This window comes from Methanococcus maripaludis C5 (assembly GCF_000016125.1).
GTDB lineage: Archaea > AGJL01 > Methanococci > Methanococcales > Methanococcaceae > Methanococcus > Methanococcus maripaludis_D.
This window is the reverse complement of the sequence record NC_009135.1, coordinates 1,094,498-1,117,091: the sequence shown is the minus strand read 5'-3', so window position 1 is coordinate 1,117,091 and position 22,594 is coordinate 1,094,498. Positions and strand designations below refer to the sequence as shown.

Below are 22,594 nucleotides of genomic sequence, written 5' to 3'. Positions count from 1 at the left end.
CGGATAACATTAATTGTAAAAAATTTATGAATCATGATCTCCACCCAACAATAGCCTCAGCCGCCGCAGAAACATTCGTATTTTTAGCCATATCCGTTACATTTTCAAAAATATTCTCAGCGTTTTTAAAGTTTGAGTTATTTTTTACAGCATCCATATTCACCGAGATGTTTACATTTTCGAGATCAGTTTTTATTTCCCCAACTTTTGAAGGGCTACCCTCTATCAAATTTTTAAATATCCCATACGTCTTGCTCATTACATATTTAAGCACTCCAAAATTTGAAAAAAACTTGTAAAAGCCAGTTTTTATAAAAATTATGCCAACCAGTTTATAACTTACACGGTAGGCCATATTTTCCTGAATTAAAATTATGCTAAATCCAAACGTAAGCAATGCGTAATAAAAATCTGCATAAGATTCCTTATTTTTATACTCAACATTTTCAGCACTGTCAATTAGTGAATTATACTGTTCAATTAAAATCAACGTTGTCAATAAATTCTTCAAGTCGTCAGGTTCTGCAGCAGATACAAATTTACTTATTTTTTTATCGTCTGCATAGGGTAGTTCAAGGTCAAAATCTTTGTTTAAACCTTCTGCTAAATTTTTATATTCATGAAGACATTTCGTAATGTTTGAAATCTTAGAATCGTATTCTTTTAAGCTATCGGGTGTTTCTACATTACATTTTGGAAGTTTTGAAATATTTTCTGCTAGTTTAATTGTAAAATCATCAAATTCCGGACCGCCACTAAAACGTTCTAATCCCTCTGAAAAATTATTCAGTTTAGTTTCCAAAAATTCCTGATCATCTTCAGACATATTTTGAATAGTATACGAATCAGAATCATTTTCATTAGATACGTTTTGCATATTGTTTTCAGATATTGTTTCAGAATTGGATTTTGAATTCTGTTCAGTAGGCGGCATTACCATTGAAACTTCATTTTCGTCCCCCCACCCAATACAACCTGCAAAAGATGTAAGCAATAACATGCAACTAAAAATAATAGAAAGTATTTTCTTCAAAGTTTTACGCCCCCAAAATCCCACATATTCTGTTAATTATCATAAATATCCTCAACATAAATATTAAATTTTCGAAAACGTTTTTTCTAAATAATTCTAAAAATATACCTTTTTTATACATTTAATTGCAAATATGAACATATTATTTTTTAGAAACGGATAACTTTTCAAAAGACTTCTCGGGGAGTATGTATGGGGAACTTAACTAATCAGAAATTAAACGAAAAGCAGACTCGAAAGCGGCTGATCGATACCGAATTAAAAAGAGTTGGATGGCTTGAAAAATATATCAAAGAAGAAGTAAATTCGGTAAAGTCTGATTTTAAAAATAAAAATTATATTTTAGATAACGGAATTTACGAATCAGGCGATCACTATATTGATTACCTTCTTTTGGGTGAAGATAATAGTCCAATTGCAATAATTGAAGCAAAAAGGTATTCAAAAGATCCCCAAGATGGAAGAATTCAGGCAAGAACGTATGCAAAAGATATTGAATCACAGACTGGAGTAAATGTTCCAATATTTTTAACAAATGGGTATGTTTGGGAATTAATTGACGAAAAGGGAATTGAGAGAAAAGTCAGCAGACCATTTTCACAAAAAGATATAGAAAGAAGGGCTGACCTATTCAAAAACGAAAAAAGTCCAAAAGATCTTGAAATAAATAGTTACATCGTGGACCGTCCAAGGAGCGTTCAGATTGTAAAAAGACTTTCAGAACACTTTTCAGAAGGCCATAAAAAAGCATTAATTGAAATGGCAACTGGAACTGGAAAAACACGTGTTGCAATGGCAGTATGCGATATATTAATTAGATCAAATTATGCACGAAACATACTATTTATTGCGGACAGAACTGTATTAGTTGATCAAGCATTAAACAAGGGATTTAAAAAATATTTTATAGATGAAGCTGTCGCAGATTTAAGAAATGGGTACAATTTAGATTCAAGGCTATATGTATCAACCGTTCAGACTTTGAAAAATGGCGATGATCCGTTATTTGAAAAGTATTCCCCAGGATTTTTTGACTTGGTAATATTTGATGAAGCACATAGATCATACTACGACAAAAATAATGTTATAATGAATTATTTTGATGCGATACAGATCGGGCTTACTGCAACTCCAAAAGATGAAGTATCCCACAACACTTATGACTTGTTCGGGTGTGATAAGGGCGTTCCAACTGCAGAATATTCATACGATGAAGCGGTGCAGGATGGAGTTTTAGTTCCATATATTGGAAAAATAATTGAGACGGAAGTGCTGTCGCTTGGAATCGAAGGAATTAAATTAAGCGATGACTTAAAGGATCAGCTTAGAAGACAGGAACAAGATCCAGACTTAACAGAATTTAGCGGTTCAGAATTTGAAAGAATATTTTTAGATGATAAAACCAATGAACTGATAATTCACCAATTTATGAAATACTGTTACAGATCCGATGACTCAAAACCTGCAAAAACGATCTTTTTTTGTATGGGGAAAGAACATGCAAAGAAAATTAAAAAATTATTTTCAAAATTATACCCCTCATATTCAAATGATGTTCAGGTAATTTTGTCAGACATGCAAAGATATCAGGACGAAGTAAAACGATTTGAACATGAAAGTGAACCAAGAATCGTCATATCTGTTGGTATAATGGATACGGGAGTTGATGTTCCAGAAGTATCTAATTTAGTATTTGTAAAACCAGTATTTTCAAAGACAAGATTTTGGCAGATGGTTGGAAGGGGAACAAGGAATTTTAAAGCATGTGATCATCCTGAATGGCTTCCAGAGGGTGACAAAAAAGACTTCCTAATACTTGATTTTAAAGTTGGTGGGCATTCCAACATATTGTATCACGAATTTACTCCGACAACCGAAGGAAAACCTAAAAAAGATACAGTTTCAAAAATTTTTGAAAACAGGGTTGAATTATTGAGTAATGGGCTTTTTGGGGAAAATAAAGAGATAATTACTGAAAAGGTAATTGAATCGATTGAAAAACTTGATAATGAATCATTCATTGTTCGTGAAAGGCTTCCAATAATTCGTGAAATTCATGAAAATAAATTCAATATTGAAAAGTACATTTCAGAATTAAGAAATGATATATTGCCATTGATGATTACAACGCAAGGTGAAAATCCAAAAATTTCATCGTTTGTACTAATTTCAGAAAAACTGTATCCCTACATATTGGAAAACAAACTTGACAATATTGAAAAAATTAAGAAATTTATAATTTACAGGGCTGAAAACATCCTTTTAAAAGATAATTTAGAAGATGTAAAGGTTAATCGAGAGTCAATAATTTCAATAATGCAAGAAAATTTCTGGGATGATCTTACATTTTCAAAAGTGGATTCGATGATTAAAACACTCGCACCTTTGATGAAATACTATACCAAAATTAAAGGAAATCCAATACAGATCGACGCTCCGGATGTAATTTTATCGGTTGAAAATTACACAAAACAGATTTCAGAAAATACCGAATTAAAGGAATTTTTAGAAAATAATGAAATTGCAAGAAAAATTTACCAAGGGATTGGAATATCATCCGTAGAACTATTAAAACTTGAAGCAGAACTTGTAAAATTAAAACCTGAAATTTCGATAAATTCAATTCAGAATATATACAAAAAAGACTTTTTAGTATTTATTCGAGAAATGCTAAAGATGAAACTTGATAACAATCCAAGGGAATTGATCGAACTTAGATTTGACGAATTTATCATTAATTCAAGGCAGTACAATTCAAAACAGATCGAATTTTTGAATCTTTTAAAGAAAGTCTTTTCAGATAGAAAGCATATTGAACTGTCTGACTTTTCAAAAGCTCCGTTTAAGGATGAAAATCCGCTTGACAGGTTCGAATTTGACGAACTCGAATCGATTGTTAATAAATGCAACAACAATATATTGATGAAATAAAAATTTAGTTTAGGGAAAAAGATGATTGATAATTTACCTGATGGTTGGGAAGTTAAGAAATTGGGCGATATTGGCAATATATCTGCGGGAGGCACGCCAAGTCGATCTAAACCCGAATACTGGAATAATGGATCAATACCCTGGGTCAAAATTGCAGATATGAAGGAAAAACACGTTAAAAATACGTCTGAATTTATAACTGAAGAAGGTCTGAACAAGTCATCTGCCAAAATTTTCAAAAAAGGCACGATATTAATATCAATTTTCGCCAGTTTGGGTACTGTTGGAATATTAGATATTGATGCGTCTACAAATCAAGCCATTGCAGGAATTAATGTAAATTCTAAAAAAGTAATTCCGGAATACCTTTACTATTACTTAAAAAGTCTGAAAAATTACTTTATGGGTGCAGGTAGGGGCGTAGCTCAAAATAATATCAATTTGTCAATTTTAAAAGATACTGAAATCTTTGTTCCACCATTAGAAACACAGCAAAAAATCGTTGAAATTTTAGAAAAAATAGAATATGGGATAAATTTAAGAGAAAAAGCAATTTTGGAAACTGAAAATTTAGTGAAAGCAGTATTTCTTGATATGTTTGGGGATCCAGTAAGTAATCCAATGGGTTGGGATGTTAAGAAAATCGGAACTTTTGTAAATGACATAATTTCTGGATGGAGTGTTGGGGGGGATGAACGACCCAAAAAAGCAGATGAACTTGCAGTATTAAAAATTAGTTCAGTTACTTCCGGAAAATTTAAATCTAGTGAACATAAGGTAGTAAACAGCGAGATAACTAAAAAATTAGTTCACCCACTAAAAGGAGACCTGTTGTTTAGTAGGGCAAATACCAGGGAACTTGTTGCAGCAGTTTGTATTGTGGATAATGATTACATGGATCTATTTTTACCAGATAAGTTATGGAAAATAATTTTAAATAAAAATATTGTAAGTTCGTACTATTTTAGGCAAGTTTTACAAGATCCCACTTATCGAGCAAATTTAACAAAAAAAGCCACAGGAACTAGTGGTTCAATGTTAAATATTTCTAAATCAAAATTAATTGAAAATGAATTTCCAATACCGCCAATAGGTCTCCAGAATAAATTTGCAAAAATTATTGAAAAATTAGAAGAAATTAAGGAAAAACAGGAAAATTCCAAAAAAGAAATGGAAGATTTATTTAATTTAAGCCTACAAAAAGCGTTTAAAGGGGAACTTGCATGCTAGACGACACTTTAAAATCACCAATTAACAAATTATGGGATAAATTTTGGAGTAATGGAATTTCAAACCCATTAACCGCAATTGAACAGATGTCTTACTTAATTTTCATGAAGAGAATGGAAGATGAAGACATTAAACGAGAACAGTCTTCAAGATTAAGCGGAGAAACCCATGTTTCAATCTTTAAAGATAATGAAAACATGAAGTGGTCAAAATGGACCAATATGGAAGGAAAGGAAATGCTCAACCACGTGAGGGATAACGTATTTCCATTTTTAAGGAGTTTAGGTGAAAAAGATTCACTTTACAATACTTACATGAACAATGCAGTTTTTGCAATTCCAAATGCTTCTCTTTTAGTTGAAGCTGTAAAAATCGTTGAAAATTTACATATAAAAGAACAGAACAGGGATGCAAAAGGGGATTTATACGAATATTTACTCTCAGAATTAAAAACTGCTGGGAAAAATGGGCAGTTTAGAACTCCAAGACATATTATCAAGATGATGGTTGAATTAACTGATCCTGATGTCGGAGATAAAATATGCGATCCTGCATGTGGAACTGCAGGGTTTTTGATCGCTGCATACGAATACCTATTAAAAAAACACAGTTCAGCGGAATTTATCAAAATCGATGAAGATGGAAACGAATATGGCTATAAGGGAGATAAATTAGATTCAAAAGGCCATGATTTTTTAAGAAATGAAACATTTTATGGTTCAGAATTCGACCAAACAATGGTTAGAATTGCATTGATGAACCTCATGATGCACGGAATAGAAAATCCAAATATATTTCAAAAAAATAGCCTTGTTGAATGCGATAAATACAAGGGCCACTACAACGTAATTTTGGCAAATCCTCCATTTAAGGGAAGTGTCGATAAATCAGAAATCGAAGGAAATTTCACAACTACCACAACCAAAACTGAACTTTTGTTTTTGGAACTGATGTATAATTTACTTACTATTGGTGGAAGATGTGCAGTAATTATTCCAGATGGAGTTTTATTTGGAAATTCAAAAGCACATAAACAGATTAGAGAAAGAATTTTGAAAAACTGCAGACTCGATGCAGTAATTTCAATGCCTTCTGGTGTTTTCAAACCATATGCCGGAGTATCAACTGGAATTTTAATATTTACAAAAGGGGAACCTACTAAAAAGATATGGTTTTATGACATGCAAGCAGATGGTTTTACACTTGATGATAAAAGAAATAAAATTGATGGAAAAGGAGATATTCCAGATATTATCGAACGGTTTAAGAATCGATTTAACGAACCAAACGATGATAAAACAAAAAAACACTTCTTTGTACCGGTTGAAGAGATTTTCAAAAATGACTTTGATTTGAGCCTTTCAAAATATAAAAAAATAAATTATGAAGAAGTTGAATATGACGATCCAAAAGTCATTCAAAATAGAATTTTAAAGTTAGAACTTGGAATTCAAAAGAATTTTGAGGAATTGAGGGAATTAATGAATGATTAATCCTTATTATATTTTTTAAGTAAATAATCTGCATGCTTATCAAATACATCAAAAACAAAATTATTTTGAAAATTTTCATTTTTAAACCATATTTTTTCTATTTCATGATTTATTTCTGAAATATTTATCTTTTTACATTTTACCATATATTCTATTTCTGAAAGCTCGATAAATGGCTGATATGTCAAATTTGTAAGACCTGGAATATTTTTTAACTCGAATAATGAATTCTGGGCTCCAACAATATCGTTTAATTCCAAATAAGCCTTAAATTTTAAATGCATGGTGACAGGAATATCAATAATAAGTCCGTTTTTTAGTTGAAAATCGAGTAATCTGTCACACAGTGTCAAAACTTCAGCGTATTGACCTTTTATAATGCAATATTGGATACCCAGTCTATGATATTTACTTATAATGATATTATTTGTTATTGAATCCATAATCACGTTTAAATTATGATATTCTTCTTCAAACTTAGGATAATTTTCCACCAACAAATAAAACTCTGCAATATTAACTGAACCATAAGCGGCTATATCCTGGTTATTTAACAATTCAATGCATTTTTTGGCTTTTTTGATATACCGATCTGATTTTTCTATTTTTTTCAAGGATCTAATAATTAATAATTTAAGCAAATACAGTTCCAATTTTAAAAATTCTGAATCTGCTTTAGACATTCCTTTATTACAATAATAGTTTCCTAATTCAATCTGACCCTGTTGTATGAATAATATCGTACTTATATATTCTTTATAGCCAAAATGAATTTTTTCAAACCAATTTTTAATATTATTTTTCCAGTCATGATTGATATTATCTAGAATATATTTATCTTTTAAATGTATTTTCCAAAGCACTTTAACGAAATCATCAGTGTTTATAGTAATATCCCAACAATTATTGTTTAACATTGGTTTTGTGACCGATTTATCTATTTTAACATCATTCCTTAAGTCATGGTTAACTACAATAATTTCCTTTTTTATATTCTGGTTTTGTTCAAATATTGGGTTTATGTCGTAAAAATCAGAAAAGCTATAGCCCATTATTATTAATTTGGATGTTTCATTTAGCATTTTTTTTAATATTTTCTCACGAATTAGTATATTTTCTCGAAATGCCACGTTCCTTATGGTATGTCTTAAAGAATTGATTTTAGAAATGCAGCCATGAATTTTATATATTTTTAAAAGTTCAGAATCTTTAAAAGAATTTTCTATTTCTTTTTCAGTACGGTACACCTTATAATCAATATTTTCAGACAATCCTTCGTTATTCAATGCAAGTTCAATTAGCTCATCAAAATTAGTCGTGTATATTGAACATACATGCCCTTCACGAGCTAATTTAGCAATAAGTTTGTGGTTGGTATTTGGAATGCCGCCCGAATAAATATCCAATAATTCTTTTGAATATTCTCCAAATATATTCATAAATACTTCAAAAGGGATTTTTTGGTTAGATATCTTATCGACATGTTTTTTTGAATCCATCACGGTTTTTAAAATGGTATTTATTAATTCGGATACTAGTGGCATTCCTGAATTTACGGAAATCCCAGAACCTACAAAAAAAGATAATTCATGGTCATGTAATTCATGGAAATTTAGCTCTTTAAGTAGATTTTCAAGAATTTCCATTTTTTCACCAAATTAAAAAAATATTGATATATAATGCTAATAAACTTAATGTATAATACATTAATCTGACATTTCTTCCAAAATATCACTGATACTTGCAATAACCTTACCCGATTCAGTTAATTTAATGTCTCGATTCCTACTTCGAGATCGATCAGTTTCCAAAAATCCATTTTTTTCCAAAGTTCGGACGATTAGGGAGTATTTGTTTCTATTTGTCCCATTATACTCCAATTCCAAACAATTTATAACTAGTTCTTTTAATGATTCAAAAGATTCTTTAGCACTATCATTTATTTTTTTAAGTACTTTTAATTCATCTTTTGAAGGTGGATTCATTTTCAGAACAGGTATTTCGACTATTCCTTTAGCACCTTTACTCAAATAAGCTCCATCTCGAAGATAATAGTCCATTGTTTCTTTTAAATGGGATTCATCTTCTAATTTAGATGTTAAATCTGTCATTAGGTATGTTTCCGCTTTTATATAATAAAGTCTTGCAGAAAACAATGATGCAGACATATATGCTGCCACATTTACTATTTTCGTAGATGATGAAACATTTATGTATACGTTTTTATTACTTCTGAGGCCATTTCTAATGATTTTTGCAAATTCGCCCATGACATTTGAAAAATCAAATGGATCAACATTGATGGTTTCACGTTCTACATAATCTCCAAGGCTTTTTTCAACGTGTTCTTTAATTTTATTAGCTTCTATTTCAACAGGTTCATCCCCAGACTTTCCTAAGAAAAAGAATACTTTTGAAGGAGGAATTCTTTTAAAACCCTCTACAAATCGTTCAGGGGAATCTAAACCAATTGGTACAATATGTATACTGATATTAATCACCATTTAATTACATTATAAAAAATTACTTAAAATTCATAACTAAATAAGATAATATCATCCGACAAAATATATATACATTATTAATCAATGTATGTGTATATATGGTAAATAGGCTGGTGAATAAATTGAAAAAAATGAAAAATACGCATTATAAAACTAAAAAACGACAAAAAGGTGGTTTCATGTCTTATGAGAAAGGATTTATAAAATATATCGTAAAAACTCCGCTTACATTGGTTGGATTTGCATCAATGTATATATTTGGTGGAACAATCCTTACAATATTCCACACAATTTCTGAATTGTTTTCAGGACATTTTGTAAATGCATTTTTACAATATTTTTTATTCAGTGCATTACCTCCAACATCGATCAGCCAGGTCGTTGTACAGGTTGCTATTGGATCATCAATTGCAGGAATTAAATGGTATGTTGCAATGAAAAATAGGCAATTTAGGAGTTATTCCTTTTAAATTGTTTTAGGAATGGTATGGGGGATACTTTTGGTACATTACAGAACTGGTACATATGTAGCTTTCAACGGTTGTGGAACTAGAGATCCGACTGCGAGTGATATTAAATATTTTAATTCTTAATCCACAATGGTGAAAAAATGGTGCGCACAAAATTATTCTTAAGTTACTATCATAAAGACGATCAATATTACAAAAACAGATTTGAAGAACTTTTTGGTCATTTATTCATTAATAAATCCGTTAAAGATGGGGATATTGCAGAAGATTTGAGTACAAACTATATAAAACGACTGATTCAAGAGGGTTATCTAAAAGATACGTCTGTAATCGTGGTTTTGCTTGGTGAAAATACTCAAAAAAGAAAACATGTTGACTGGGAAATTTCTGGTGCAATAGACAAAATGGTTGGAAATTATTCTGGGTTAATTGGTCTTTGTTTACCAACGCATCCGGCATACGGTAAAAAAAACTATACTCCGGATAGCATACCGCCAAGACTTGAAGATAATCTAAACTCAGGTTATGCTAGAATGTACGATTGGACAGAAAATCCTTCAACGATAAAGAGGTTGGTGAATGAAGCATTTACACGTAAAAATAATAATTCTGATTTAATTGATAATTCAAGAAACCAATTTCAGAGAAATCGGTAAGGTGGAATTTTGTTGACTGTCATTAATTCCACGTCCATAGATATTTTAAGCATTAATGTTTCAAATTACAATCTGATTTTAAGTTTTAACATAATTTTAGTCGCCATAATATTGATAGCATTATGGATTGTTTTAAAGTTCAGTAAAAGCATGTTTTATAAACATTCATTAGATATTGACACTGCAAAAGTTGGAGTGGGCGGCCAAACAATCACTATAAAACCTAACTTACATGATATGCAGATAGCTTATAAATTATGGGTTGAAGTAAGTACTAGAAAAATAGGGATGCCGATAGATTTTGAAAAAGACGTTATTTATGAAATATACAACTCTTGGTACGAATTTTTCAAACTAACTCGTGAATTAATTAAAGACATTCCAATATCCAAAGTTAGGCGAAGTAAAGATACTCAGAAAATAGTTAATCTTGCAATAGATGTATTAAATGAAGGATTGAGACCACATTTAACTACTTGGCAGGCAAGATTTAGAAAATGGTATGAACATGAATTGGAAGAGCCCAACAATAAAGGACTGACCCCCCAAGAAATCCAAAAAAAATACCCCCATTACGATGAACTTAAAAAAGATATGCGTGAAGTGAATAAAAAACTAATAAACTATCGTAATGTACTTAAAGAAATTGCTGTTGGCGAAAAAGGGGATATGCTGGATTAATTGAAAACATTAATCATTTTTTTCCATTTGATCAGTTTAAAAAGAGTAATTTAAAATTTAAGATGAGAATGGTTCTTAAAATTTAATGAGAATGGTTATTTAATGAATTAATGTCTTGATAATCATTTATTAAAATTTCCAATGTATAAATGCCGTTATCAAGTATATTGTATATCTCTTTGTAATTTGAAAGATATTTCTTGACTTTTTTAGTATCATTTGTATACCTTATTTCATTAATAGCACCATCTGGAAACATTACTGTTAAATTCATCAAATCAACCAATATATCATTCAATAATCCAGAATAGTTAAATAGGGATCTTGAAGAGAAGTTAACGAGTGATGATTTAATATTTGGTTTTGGAAGCAAGATTTTATCTGATTTTGTATGCAATTCCCTGTTTTTTTGATCATGAACTTAATATCCAATGATTCAGCTTTTTTGGAATATTCCTTTATCATTAATCGGTAATCATCGTTTTTTCTGCCGTCAATTAAATATTCAGAGTCCATTTCTTTTAAAATATCTTGAATTGCATTTTTGTGCAGATATTTAGAATACTCCAAATGTTCTTTTGGTGGCATTAGTTTTTGATTCATGAGCTTTTTGTTGTAGGATTCAAGCATTTTATGGAGTACTATGCAATCATGACCCATCCACTTTTTCAACTGTTTTTCTCCCGCACCCATATACATTAAAAAAGATTTAGAAAGTAGTTCTACGGTCTGCTGTAAAAAATAAACCGCATTTATCTTTTCCCCGTTTTCATAAAGTATTTTAGAAGAATTTAAGTTAGATTTAGCTTTTTTTAAGTACTCTAAACCTGCTTTTTGTTCCATTGTCCCACCTAAAATTTTAGTTTCAGGTATATCCCAATTAAAAACATTGCAATAAAACTGATTATCACTTTTCTTTTTCATCAAGCCACCAATCAAGCTCAAATTCAAGTTTTTTATTCAATCCTTCAAGTATCCTCAAAGTTGAAACCTTGTCAAGTTCCTGATTTGAATTCCCGCATTTTGGAGAATATATGCATGCAGGGCATCCCGTTTCACAGTTACAGTCCCGAACAAGTTCGTATGCAGTTTTAACGATCTTTTTTGGAAGAGTAAATGCTTTTTCAGATAATCCAATCCCACCTTCCATCCCATCGTATATGAAAATCGTTGAACGTTTGGTATCTTGGTGTTTTAGAACGGAAACTCCGCCAATATCACTTCTATCACACATCACATGAAGTGGGAATATATTTATCATCGCATGTTCTGCACCGTGAAGTCCACCAATATCGCTTTTATCCCCCTCAGTTACTGCTTTCATGAACCTTGGTGGAAATGTAATCCACATTGCAGTAGTTTTGAATTTTAATGGTGGTAATACCAATGGTTTTCTATTTAAAATGTTCCCGTACTTCTTTTCCGCAAATTCAAAATATTCAGTAATTACCAAAACTTCTCCAAAATGGAATGTAAATTCCCCATAATTTCTAGAATCAATTTCTTTTTCAATTTTTATATCGGTTAGGGCATAGGCATCTGTATGGTAATCATATTTTACTTTTCTAGCTTTACAAATCCTATTTTTGTAATCCATTGATTCGATAAGATATTTTACACTCTGATTGATAAGAATCGCACCAGGATGCGCTTCAGAAAATACTCGCCACATGTCAATTTCTTCGATTAGTTTCCCATTTTCATCTTTAACTTTGAAATTATTTGAAGAAATAAAGTTAATGTTCACATTTAATGCAGGATTTTTGACAGTTGACAAATATCCACCATTTTGTTTATCCAAAAGTCCCTTTTCTTCCAAATTTGAAATATGTTTTTTGATATCTGTACAAAATTCTAAATCATTTCCATCAGGCGTTAAATACAATTCATAAGCTGCACAAAGAAGCTGTTTTTCAAGGATATATGGATTATTTAAATCAATAACTGCATTTTCCGGAGTTTTTTCAAAGATCATTTCAGGATGTTTTACCAAGTACTGGTCAAGTGCATCCGCATTTGCAAAGAGAGTAACTATTGAATCACTTCCTGCACGTCCTGCACGGCCCGCTTGCTGCCAAAGAGACATTAAAGTTCCAGGATATCCATACATTATTACTGAGTCGAGGGACCCAATATCAATTCCAACTTCAAGAGCATTTGTAGAAAATGTACCCCACAGTTCCCCTCTTTTTAATCTGTTTTCTATTTCGATTCTGTTTTTTGTGCTGTATCCTGACCGATAAGCCGAAACCTTATTCTGAAGCATTGGATCGAGTTCCGCTTTTACATATACTGAAAGTAATTCTGCCATTCTTCTAGTTCTTGTAAATGCCAAGGTTTGAAGTTCCGATAGCATGTTTGCATTAAACAGTCTAACAGCTGCTTTATTCCAGGATTCTTCCGAATTTTCCTGTTTCATTAAATTATACAGTATAAAATATTTCTTACTCTTTTGAGATCCATCGTTTTCAACAATTTCAAAATCAAGTCCTGTTAGTTTTTTAGAAAACTCCTCAGGATTTGCAAGAGTTGCAGTGGACATTATAAATTGTGGATTTGACTTGTAAAATTTGCAGATTCGTCTTAAACGTCTGATTAAAAAAGATACGTGGGATCCAAAGACTCCCCTATACATGTGAGCTTCATCAATTATTACATATTTAAGATTTCTAAAAAAGCGGGCCCATCCATGATCATGATGGGGTAAAATTCTATGCAGCATGTAGGGGTTTGTGGCGATTAGTCGACTTTTTCTTTTAATTTCTGGGCGTATGGCTTTGTTAGTATCTCCATCATACTTATCAGGATGAATTTCCAAACCCATTTCAGATTCCATGGATTTTAGGGTTGTTAATTGATCATTAGACAGCGCTTTTGTTGGGTAGATATAAAGTGCAGTCGCAGAACTGTTATTTACTAACTTCTCGAATACAGGTAAATTAAAACATAAACTCTTTCCCGATGCAGTTGATGTTGTAATAAGTACGTTTTTTCCATTTCGGGCATGTTTTAGTGTTTCATACTGGTGTGTGTATGGTTTAATTCCTTTATTATCCAGATAATTTTGAATACATTCTGGAAGATTCAATTCTTCTTCGGAGTATTCAGGATCTTTTTCTGGAATTTCTCGAACATGTTCAATATAGTCGCTAAATGACTTATTGTGTTGCATGTTGTTTAGTAATTCAAACGCCCGCCCCATTGAAACACCAATTTTAATTAAAAGTTATTATATGTTTTTTAATAATCTGAAAGTTATTGTATAAATCCTCTTTTAATTCCTTCTTTATAAATCATAAAAAGACCCATAGAGTCAAACCTAGAATCATGAAAACCAGTCGTATTTCCAAAAAGGTTCAATGCATTTTTTAAAACTTCACTTTTTTCAATACTTAAAAAATCCAAAGTTTCTTCCAGCCTTGGCCATTTATAACCTGGGCGATAAGGATTAGGAATCCCACATAAATTGGTGTAGTGATTCATAGTACAGAATTTTTTAGGATCATATTCAATGCCGCAACGTACAAATTCAGAGTTTAAAAATTTGTAATCAAATGGAACATTGTGACAAATTAAGATTTTCTGGTTAATATCATCTAAAATTTGAGTGGAGTGATCAGCAAATGATTTTCCTTCAGAAAGGCTTTCTAGTTTTTCAATAGACAATCCATGAACGCTTTGAGCCTTTGGTTCCATGGATTTAACTTTAAAATATATGTTTTCTGCCTTTTGAATATTCAAATCGTCATCTGAAATTATGTACGATATCTGCGCAATTTGGCCTGGTTCGAGGCCTGTTGTTTCAGTGTCCAAAAATACTTTCATTTTATCCCCTTTATCCCATAAATGTAGTATTAATTAGTGTATTATTGCTATTAAATGTTCCGGAAAGGCGAAGCAAAGACCGAAGTAAACTGGATTTCTGAAGTTTTTAGAAAAGCTGTTAGAAAATTAAAAGAATCTGGAGACATTCCAAATAATAAAAAATTGGTGGTCCATTCACTAAGACATGGCCGAGCTGTTGACCTTTTAGACAAGGGCTTTCCAATCGATATTGTAAAGGAATATCTTGGACATTCTTCCCTTGAAACTACTTTATTCTATGCTCACGCAAAAGAACGGGAGAAAAAGATGCTTGATGATATAATGAAGAGTTTATAGGGATTTTCAATTTTTTATTTTAAATTTGGCAGACATATTTTCTATTTTTCAAGGATTATTCCGACATTTTTAAATACTGTTTTTTAAATATTTTAATTGATGATTTAACTAAAATTCGAGCTAAATATTTTAAAAAAGGATTTTTTAAATTTAATTTAAAAATAAAAGGCTTAAATCCGTTTAATTAGATTTATGCTTTAGTTGGGGCAGATAATGGGCATAACTTTCGGAATAACTCGTGAGAATATTATAAGTGCGTTTATATTTTACATAGTTATTACATGGCTGTCCAATCATGGATATATTGATTCCAGTTTAGCAAAAGATACCATAACTCAATTTATGCGTTTTATATAATGATACTTTAAATCTGGTGAAAAAAATGACGGTTATGAGTACAGATACATTTGTTACATATTTTACTTATTTAATTTATTTAACAATCATATTGGCAATTATTTCAGCGTTAGTGGGATTAATTAGGAGATAATGAACATGCAAACAACAGGAATTATATCATTATTTGCAATTATACTCGCAGTTTATAATATAATGAGTAAACAAATCCGAAGGAATTTATGGTATATTTTAGATTTTTCAGATTATTTATTGTTATTGGTCCAATGGGGTTTTATTGGCCTGATATTGATAAAAGAAACGGCTATAACGATGGCATGTAATACTACTCTTAGTGCAGGTGTCACAAATCCTGAAAATCCTTTAGCAACCGTTGTATATTTATATGTTTCCAGTTTAGCGTTATTTTTTAGTTTTAAATTAAATAATTTGGGGGTATATCGAAAAAAAGCGTTTATTGATAATTTGACGGACTTATTTTACAAAAAAGAATATGGTTTGATGGTAGAAGATTTAGACCGATATTATGGTAGACTAATTCAGGATCCTGAAAAAAGATTAAGAGTAATATCTTTAAGATATTTTTTAAAATCATATACTTCTGTTAGCAACATTATGGTCCAAATTTTTAAAACTTTTGATCTATTTTTAAAATTAATACACTACATTTTTAAAATATTTTTTAATACTGCAAAAGTCATAATATACAATATTTCAATCGCTTTAGGCATTTTTATTGGATTTGTAGAATATTTGACTAAACTAAATTTTTCAATCGATAATTTAGAACTGAATAACGTTAGGCAGAGTATTGCTAAATATATTAATTTATCCAAGAAATTAACTTTTAATGGCTGGTTTTTTCAAAAATTTGATAAATTATATAAAGAACTGCTAAAGTTTCCAAGTACTGCATATTTGATATTTTTAAATACTATTTTTGGAGTTACTGCCAGTTTTGATAGTTATTTTAAGAAATTTATAATAATGGTATTGCGGAATGAAGAGTTTATTCAAATACTATTTGAACAAAAACCTGAATTAGGTTTTAAAATTTTAAAATCCGACTTTTTAAAGAATAAGGAGTTACATTGGTCAAAGGTAATAAAATACTTATTAAACGATAGAAATAGCATTTTTTATCATGAAATTCGATTAGAATATGATGGAAGATATCGTGACCATCATGAAACTAGTGGTGATAAATACTTTTTAGGAATATTTAGGGACGAAAATTATATGAACATTTTTATATTTGAGGAAATTCTGTTTGAAATGATGAGTGAGGTTAATTTATACTTGAATGGTATCAGAAACGAAGAAAACCATACAGAAAATTTTTTTGAACATGAAAATAATCATTGGAAATCGCCAGTATATGTTTTCATTAAATTTTTAGATAAAATATCTAATTATTCCCTTTTTACATTAAAATACTATTATTCTGGAGTAATTATAAATTTATATCGACATCTGGTACAAAACATGATTAAAGCAACACCAAATAATACGCATAACGGCTTTAGGAGTATGTACCAGTATTATTTGGTATTTTTATTAAAACTCCAAATTGATAATGTTAAAAAAATAATTTCTGAATACACTGAAATGAATACCGATAAAACTTTGGTGGATTACATGCTTCTAGATATGCTAGAAATGATACGTCTGTTTCCATTGGGCCAAGACCGCTTTAAATATATTAAAAAAATAATTTTAAGCATGTTTTTACAACTATATTTTGAATTAAACATTTTTTCGACAGATCCTGTTTATCGGTATTATGGGGAAAGATTGAATCGTTATTTAATATTTGGAAGAAATTCAGATAGTGTTTTAGGGGAGTTATCAAACGTTTATGAAGAAATTAAACAGTCAGAACCAACTTTTGAAAATTATCAGATTTTAGACTTCGAAGATCTTTCAGAATATGTTATTAGGCTTCCTAATCAGTATAAAAATAAAAACTTTTTGAATGTAAAGTCGGAAATCATTTCAAGATCGCAGTAATTATAATGATAAAATATGTATTGGGAATTAGTTAAATTAAACGGGGGTATTATGGACAATATAAAAGAATTAGATGAATTAAAGCGGGAAAATTTAAAAAAAGCAATAGATCATGATTTAAATCTGTATGCGCACCTAAATAATAAAATGATGGAATATATTAAATTAGTTTTTACGATATATTCTCTTTCTATACCTGTAGCTTATGCTTTTTATTCTGCATTCCACGAAAATTTTATGATTTTGGCAGGTATCTCAATTATAAATTTTATAATAAGTATCATATTATCTGAAATATTGGATTTAAAATTTACAATAAATTATATTGTGGCATGTAATATTCTTAGAATAAAAGTATTAAAAAAAGATGAATACAGCACAGTTTATCATCTGTTTCCAAAGGAGTCATGGCCTATGATTTTAGTTTTGGTTATGATCAATATATTTTTGTATATCCCTGTAATAATCGCTATGTTGAGTTTTACTTTTTCATTTACCGAATATTTTATGAAAATAGGTTCAGGAATATTTGCAATATGTTCTTTTGGGCTATTGTGTATCACATATAATAAATTAAGGAAAATAAAAAAGAAGTTGATAAAATTGGAAAAACTTGATTTCAGATTGGAAAGTTGGATACCCAAATAAACTAAGTAATGATTTTTATTGTGTAATGCTTATTTTTCAAATCTTCAATATTTTCAAATTAAACACAAAATATTCTTTTAAATTATCTTTAAGGTTTAATATTTACATCGGGGATTAATCCTAAAAAGTAAATCTTTACAAAATCGAAGTTTTTATTTAAATAAATCCAAAATATTCTTAAAATTTAAAACGAAGTTTTAAAATTTATCAGATTTATACAGTAATTACGTTTCGTCCTGCTAATCCCACATACCTAAAACAATTTTATTTTCAAAATCCTCAATTTTCAAGGGCATAAGGACCTAACTTAATTACTGGATCGTTTTTCGTAACATTCTCTTGCAAAATTTTCAACTAAGTTTAACAAAATGACCATATTCTTCTTTAAATTGAAAATGGAAAAAGATATGCTAATTTTTTTTAAATCGGGACTTGAAATCCAAATGCCCACTAACCGAAAATAAATCAACATATCTTTACCCCATTTTCGGATATTCGATTAATCAACCATTCTTAATTTCTAATTTTTAAATAAATTAACATCAAACACTTACTCTGACAAAATTACGAAAATGTTAGATATTATTCATTATCTAATATGGTAATCAAGATCCTGTCTTTTCTAATCTCCTTGTTCAATAGATAGTAAGATCCATTTGAAGTATCATCATAATAAGCCATATTTTAAAAGCATCACCCCATGGGAAGGCCACCAATTGTAGATCCTGTATAAACCATACCTGCGAAAAAAACATCACCACAAACATAATTAAGTGCAAAATTTAGATTGTTTTTGTCCCTCGTTACTGTTATATCTGCATCAATTGTTTTAGATTCTTTCCAACCCTGCAATTTCATTTTCGAGTTCAGAACGTTTTATTTTTTTTGGTTACTTCCACAATACTCCTCATTTAATTTTAAATAGTTATTCAATATATGGCAAACAATATGTGATATTTGTGTTTTTGTTATAGGCATTCCAAAATAACAATATATCTTCACAAAAACAAAGAATCTTTAAAAAGAGAGTATTTGAGAGTTATGGGAAGATAAGACCTTAATTTACTATTTTTATTTTTTAAATCTTTTTATTTGATATTTATCGATTTAGATTCATATCTTACGTTTTTAAAAGCCGATTACATAATTTAATTAATAATTTAAATCATTTTTAGGAAGTTCAATGGCCAAATATCAATACAAAATATACAATATTTTTAATATGGAATCGAAAGGGTTCAGTTGATTAATATATTGATCGATTAGTATAAATGATCTAATTTGAAAAGAGAATTTATGTATATGTTTATCTAAGTAAAAATTCTTACGAGTGGGATCTGGGAGAAATAATTCTCCCAAATATTAAAAATCGTGTTGAAAATATTTAATTTCCCCAAATTAAATAAAATCCCCATATTTATAATCCAACTTTTTTAAATCCTATAAACTATCCCCTATTTCAAAATGTTTGTTCAGGATTAATGGGGGGGAAAATTCCCCTTATAAATTATATTGTTGGCACCCATTAATATTTTTTCCATTAGATTTTCTGATTTAAATTGATCTAAAATTTAATAATTAAGACATATATGGGGTAACAAAAAAGACTTTTTTAGAGGAGTTTTATCTGAAATCTGGTAACATATATCCAATTTTAAAAGTGTTAATATGACATCTGCCTTTAATTTGCAGGAAAATCAAGATGTGCAGAAAAAACATCAGCAAAAAAGATAAGGACTGTTAAATTCCTTAAAAATAAACAATTAATTACTCTTTAGTTTTTCATAAACTTTATAACGTTATCCAAGGGCTTTTTTGACGGGATTCAATATTATTTATTCCATAATCTGTTATTTTAATGGAAATTGAATAATTAAATTGAAAGTTATCTATTTGTTTGTTAACTAAATCGCCCTGTATCTGAATTAAATTCATTCTCGAGAGTTTTTTTAAATTTTTAATTAGTTTATCCCCACTACATTCTTTAAAATAAGTTATAATATTTCCAAATGTAAATACTGGAGATCCTGACATATACCTTAAATAAGCGTAATTTAATATATTCCTTTGAAACTGATTAATCATATTATCCCCTAAAGAATTTGAATAACCGTTTGAAAATATTTAAAAATAAAAAGTCTATTTAAACCTGAATTATTATTTTATCAATATATAATTGGTTTTTTTCAAAATCTTTTTTAGATTCAAAAGATTTGTTCATCATAATTAAATCTTTGATATTTGGAATTGAAAAAAACTTCCAATCAGGCCGATTTCTTGACTCAAAGGTCCATGTCTGAAATGCTTTTAAGATCCATTTTCCAGTATCGGTTATTGCAATCATGTGCGGTTCAACTACTCTTGGCAGACCTTCATATTGAAAAGTAACTGTTTTTTTACTTTTTATTGCCGTTTTTAAAGTATTTATTACCATTTAATTCCCCCTCGACAAAATGGTTCTCCACCTTAGTGATATAAATTTTAAAAATAGCATTATTAAACTTTTTAGGTGATCAAAACCAATATGCGGGGTTAAATTGAAATAATCTCGTAAAAAAGAACTTAAAAGGATTTTTAAAAATTGGAGCAAATTAAATACATTTTAGAATTTAAAATGCTCCAAGAGGTCTGAAAAAGCCATTTTTAAATCTGTTCAATTCGGGTCTGAAGAAATTATTTCTTCAGCAGTATAATTTCTAAAAATTGCAATATTAATATTTTGGCAAATGTTTAAAATTCAGTTTAAAATCATGTTGTTTTAAAAATAGAAATCAAATGTCTCATAAAATGGAAAAATAAATAATTATAATTAAAATGTCTTCCCTAAAAGATATGCTAAAAATATCAAATAGGTCGATATATAAAAAATACCATCAATTTCATCCATTTTTGAGAAATACTCCATTTTAACGTTTTTAAAGTTTAATATTTTCTTTATTTTTTCCCGATTTAAAGTAAAAATTAGTAAAAATGCCATGAACGTATTTACCATCAATTCCACGTTGTATTTGGGAATATCTACAATCATCGCAGAAACTGACAATGCGATACAAATATTTGCAATATTGCTTCCGATTACATTTCCAAGAACAATAATTCCAAGATTTCTTCTTGCAGCAGATATTGATGTTGCAAGTTCAGGCAATGAATTTCCAAATGCAACGAGTGAAAATCCAATAATACTTTCAAGGATGTTGAAATATTCTGCAATCCCTTTTGCACCCATTATTAGTAAATCACTTCCCAAAATTACCCCCACTAAACCAATTAAAATAAATAACAATGCTTTTTTAACAGTAATATCTGAAATAATTTCTTCACTGTCAGATTCATTCGTTTTAATTGTATATATCACGTAAATAATCATAAAAAGAAATAATATCAGTCCGTCAAATCTTGAAAAGCCGTTGTAGCCCAAAATAACCAGTAAAATCGTTGCTAAAAGATAAATATTTCCATTTTTTAAGATTTCTCTTTTTTTAATGATTATTGGGTACAATAATAGATTAATTCCCAAAATAATTCCGATATTTGCAATGCAGCTTCCAACAGCATTTCCAACTGCAAGGTCGGGGGATCCAGAAAGTGCAGCATAGCTACTTGTTACAATTTCAGGAAGTGACGTTCCAAATGCGACAATTGTTGCACCGATTACAAAATTTGAAATCTTGAGATGTTTTGCAATACTTATGCTTCCAGCAATGAACCATTCACTGCCATATATGAGTAAAATACCCCCAAATATTAGATATAATATAAAATATTCCAACATAATGCCACATTTTAAAAATTTAACTCCATTAATAAACTTTTCATTTTGTCATTATATAAATTAAACCTGTAGACTAAAAATGGTTTTTTAATTAGTATTAACTTAAAAAAATGTATTTATGTGTAAATAAATATTCCCATATAAATATAAAACTTGACATGAATGTTAAGCGAACTTACAGCATTGATGAAACAGTAGTTAAAAAATTTTCTGAATATTGTGATGAACAGGGACTAAACATGAGCAGACAGATTGAAACTTTCATGAAATATGTTGTCGAAGGACCAGAAGTTAGGCCAGAATACCTTGAAAAACTAGAAAAAATTCGAAAAGGAGAGTTTATTCCTGTTAAGGATTTTGCTAAACACTATGGGTTAAAATAATGATTTATGACTTACTAATATCTAAAAAAGCTGATAAAAAACTAAAAAAACATTTTCGTGATAAAAGTTCATGGAAGCAGTGAATAAAAAAGTAAGCGAAATTTTGGAAAATTCTGAACACTACAAGCCACTACGTGGTGATATGCAGTGATCAAGACGAGCCCACGTTCATTCATCTTATGCCATAGTTTACGAAATCGATGGAAATACTGTAAGATTATTGGATATTGAACACCAGGACAAGGTTTACTTAATTTTAACAATA

Annotated in this window: 19 protein-coding genes and 1 pseudogene; 10 read left to right on the top strand and 10 right to left on the bottom strand. The window is 29.7% G+C overall.

Annotated features, from left to right (window positions below; translation table 11 throughout):
* Window positions 1-31: 31 nt before the first annotated feature.
* Window positions 32-1,033 (bottom strand): hypothetical protein, encoded by a 1,002-nt coding sequence (locus tag MMARC5_RS09500; protein ID WP_052287715.1) that lies wholly within the window; start codon window positions 1,031-1,033, stop codon window positions 32-34.
* 192 nt (window positions 1,034-1,225) lie between these two features.
* Here MMARC5_RS09500 and MMARC5_RS05930 point away from each other — a divergent pair, with 192 nt between their 5' ends.
* From MMARC5_RS05930 to MMARC5_RS05920, 3 genes are read left to right on the top strand one after another with little or no spacing between them, the layout of a single operon-like run.
* Entirely contained in the window at window positions 1,226-3,964 is a 2,739-nt protein-coding gene (locus MMARC5_RS05930; protein WP_011868922.1) for a DEAD/DEAH box helicase family protein, read from the top strand.
* A gap of 21 nt (window positions 3,965-3,985) precedes the next feature.
* Window positions 3,986-5,194: a restriction endonuclease subunit S gene (locus tag MMARC5_RS05925; RefSeq protein ID WP_011868921.1), complete on the top strand. Its 1,209-nt coding sequence runs from the start codon at window positions 3,986-3,988 to the stop codon at window positions 5,192-5,194.
* On the top strand, window positions 5,188-6,687 hold the full coding sequence (locus MMARC5_RS05920) for a type I restriction-modification system subunit M (RefSeq protein WP_011868920.1): 1,500 nt from the start codon (window positions 5,188-5,190) through the stop codon (window positions 6,685-6,687). The genes MMARC5_RS05925 and MMARC5_RS05920 overlap by 7 nt, the downstream gene beginning before the upstream one ends.
* Here MMARC5_RS05920 and MMARC5_RS05915 read toward each other — a convergent pair.
* Entirely contained in the window at window positions 6,684-8,333 is a 1,650-nt protein-coding gene (locus MMARC5_RS05915; protein ID WP_011868919.1) for an SIR2 family protein, read from the bottom strand. The genes MMARC5_RS05920 and MMARC5_RS05915 overlap by 4 nt on opposite strands.
* A gap of 60 nt (window positions 8,334-8,393) precedes the next feature.
* Window positions 8,394-9,191 carry an HFX_2341 family transcriptional regulator domain-containing protein gene (locus tag MMARC5_RS05910; protein ID WP_011868918.1) on the bottom strand — a complete coding sequence of 266 codons (798 nt, stop codon included), beginning with the start codon at window positions 9,189-9,191 and terminating at the stop codon, window positions 8,394-8,396.
* Between the two features lie 179 nt (window positions 9,192-9,370).
* On the opposite strand from MMARC5_RS05910, the gene MMARC5_RS05905 reads away from it, so the two are divergent.
* From MMARC5_RS05905 to MMARC5_RS05895, 3 genes are all read left to right on the top strand, one after another.
* Window positions 9,371-9,661: a hypothetical protein gene (locus MMARC5_RS05905; RefSeq protein WP_048058498.1), complete on the top strand. Its 291-nt coding sequence runs from the start codon at window positions 9,371-9,373 to the stop codon at window positions 9,659-9,661.
* 140 nt (window positions 9,662-9,801) lie between these two features.
* Entirely contained in the window at window positions 9,802-10,317 is a 516-nt protein-coding gene (locus MMARC5_RS05900) for a TIR domain-containing protein (protein ID WP_011868916.1), read from the top strand.
* A 9-nt stretch (window positions 10,318-10,326) separates the two neighbouring features.
* Entirely contained in the window at window positions 10,327-10,998 is a 672-nt protein-coding gene (locus MMARC5_RS05895; RefSeq protein WP_011868915.1) for a hypothetical protein, read from the top strand.
* Between the two features lie 82 nt (window positions 10,999-11,080).
* Here the strand turns inward: MMARC5_RS05895 and MMARC5_RS05890 are convergent, their stop codons facing one another.
* The 4 genes from MMARC5_RS05890 to MMARC5_RS05875 all read right to left on the bottom strand — a co-directional run bounded on the left by MMARC5_RS05890 (window position 11,081) and on the right by MMARC5_RS05875 (window position 14,823).
* A complete protein-coding gene (locus MMARC5_RS05890) occupies window positions 11,081-11,272 on the bottom strand; it encodes a hypothetical protein (RefSeq protein WP_048058497.1) in 192 nt (63 codons plus the stop codon).
* Between the two features lie 20 nt (window positions 11,273-11,292).
* Window positions 11,293-11,841, bottom strand: a complete 549-nt coding sequence (locus tag MMARC5_RS05885) for a HEPN domain-containing protein (protein ID WP_011868914.1) — start codon at window positions 11,839-11,841, stop codon at window positions 11,293-11,295.
* A 64-nt stretch (window positions 11,842-11,905) separates the two neighbouring features.
* Complete coding sequence (locus MMARC5_RS05880; RefSeq protein WP_011868913.1) at window positions 11,906-14,200, bottom strand: DEAD/DEAH box helicase; 2,295 nt, start codon at window positions 14,198-14,200, stop codon at window positions 11,906-11,908.
* A 53-nt stretch (window positions 14,201-14,253) separates the two neighbouring features.
* The gene (locus MMARC5_RS05875) at window positions 14,254-14,823 is read right to left on the bottom strand and encodes a 3'-5' exonuclease (RefSeq protein WP_011868912.1); all 570 of its coding nucleotides are present in this window, start codon (window positions 14,821-14,823) and stop codon (window positions 14,254-14,256) included.
* Window positions 14,824-14,913: 90 nt separating this feature from the next.
* Here MMARC5_RS05875 and MMARC5_RS05870 point away from each other — a divergent pair.
* The 3 genes and pseudogenes from MMARC5_RS05870 to MMARC5_RS05860 form a co-directional block, all read left to right on the top strand.
* A pseudogene (locus MMARC5_RS05870) lies at window positions 14,914-15,159 on the top strand (tyrosine-type recombinase/integrase); the annotation flags it as partial.
* A 669-nt stretch (window positions 15,160-15,828) separates the two neighbouring features.
* On the top strand, window positions 15,829-17,526 hold the full coding sequence (locus MMARC5_RS05865; RefSeq protein ID WP_155810376.1) for a hypothetical protein: 1,698 nt from the start codon (window positions 15,829-15,831) through the stop codon (window positions 17,524-17,526).
* A 51-nt stretch (window positions 17,527-17,577) separates the two neighbouring features.
* The gene (locus MMARC5_RS05860) at window positions 17,578-18,174 is read left to right on the top strand and encodes a hypothetical protein (RefSeq protein ID WP_048058494.1); all 597 of its coding nucleotides are present in this window, start codon (window positions 17,578-17,580) and stop codon (window positions 18,172-18,174) included.
* 1,791 nt (window positions 18,175-19,965) lie between these two features.
* On the opposite strand, the gene MMARC5_RS05855 is transcribed toward MMARC5_RS05860, so the two are convergent.
* From MMARC5_RS05855 to MMARC5_RS05845, 3 genes are all read right to left on the bottom strand, one after another.
* On the bottom strand, window positions 19,966-20,259 hold the full coding sequence (locus MMARC5_RS05855) for a hypothetical protein (protein WP_011868909.1): 294 nt from the start codon (window positions 20,257-20,259) through the stop codon (window positions 19,966-19,968).
* A 58-nt stretch (window positions 20,260-20,317) separates the two neighbouring features.
* Window positions 20,318-20,608, bottom strand: coding sequence for a WYL domain-containing protein (locus tag MMARC5_RS05850; protein WP_011868908.1), 291 nt, complete (start codon window positions 20,606-20,608; stop codon window positions 20,318-20,320).
* 375 nt (window positions 20,609-20,983) lie between these two features.
* A complete protein-coding gene (locus MMARC5_RS05845) occupies window positions 20,984-21,946 on the bottom strand; it encodes a calcium/sodium antiporter (protein ID WP_011868907.1) in 963 nt (320 codons plus the stop codon).
* Window positions 21,947-22,104: 158 nt separating this feature from the next.
* On the opposite strand from MMARC5_RS05845, the gene MMARC5_RS05840 reads away from it, so the two are divergent.
* Window positions 22,105-22,329, top strand: coding sequence for a hypothetical protein (locus MMARC5_RS05840; RefSeq protein WP_048058563.1), 225 nt, complete (start codon window positions 22,105-22,107; stop codon window positions 22,327-22,329).
* Window positions 22,330-22,594 lie beyond the last annotated feature (265 nt).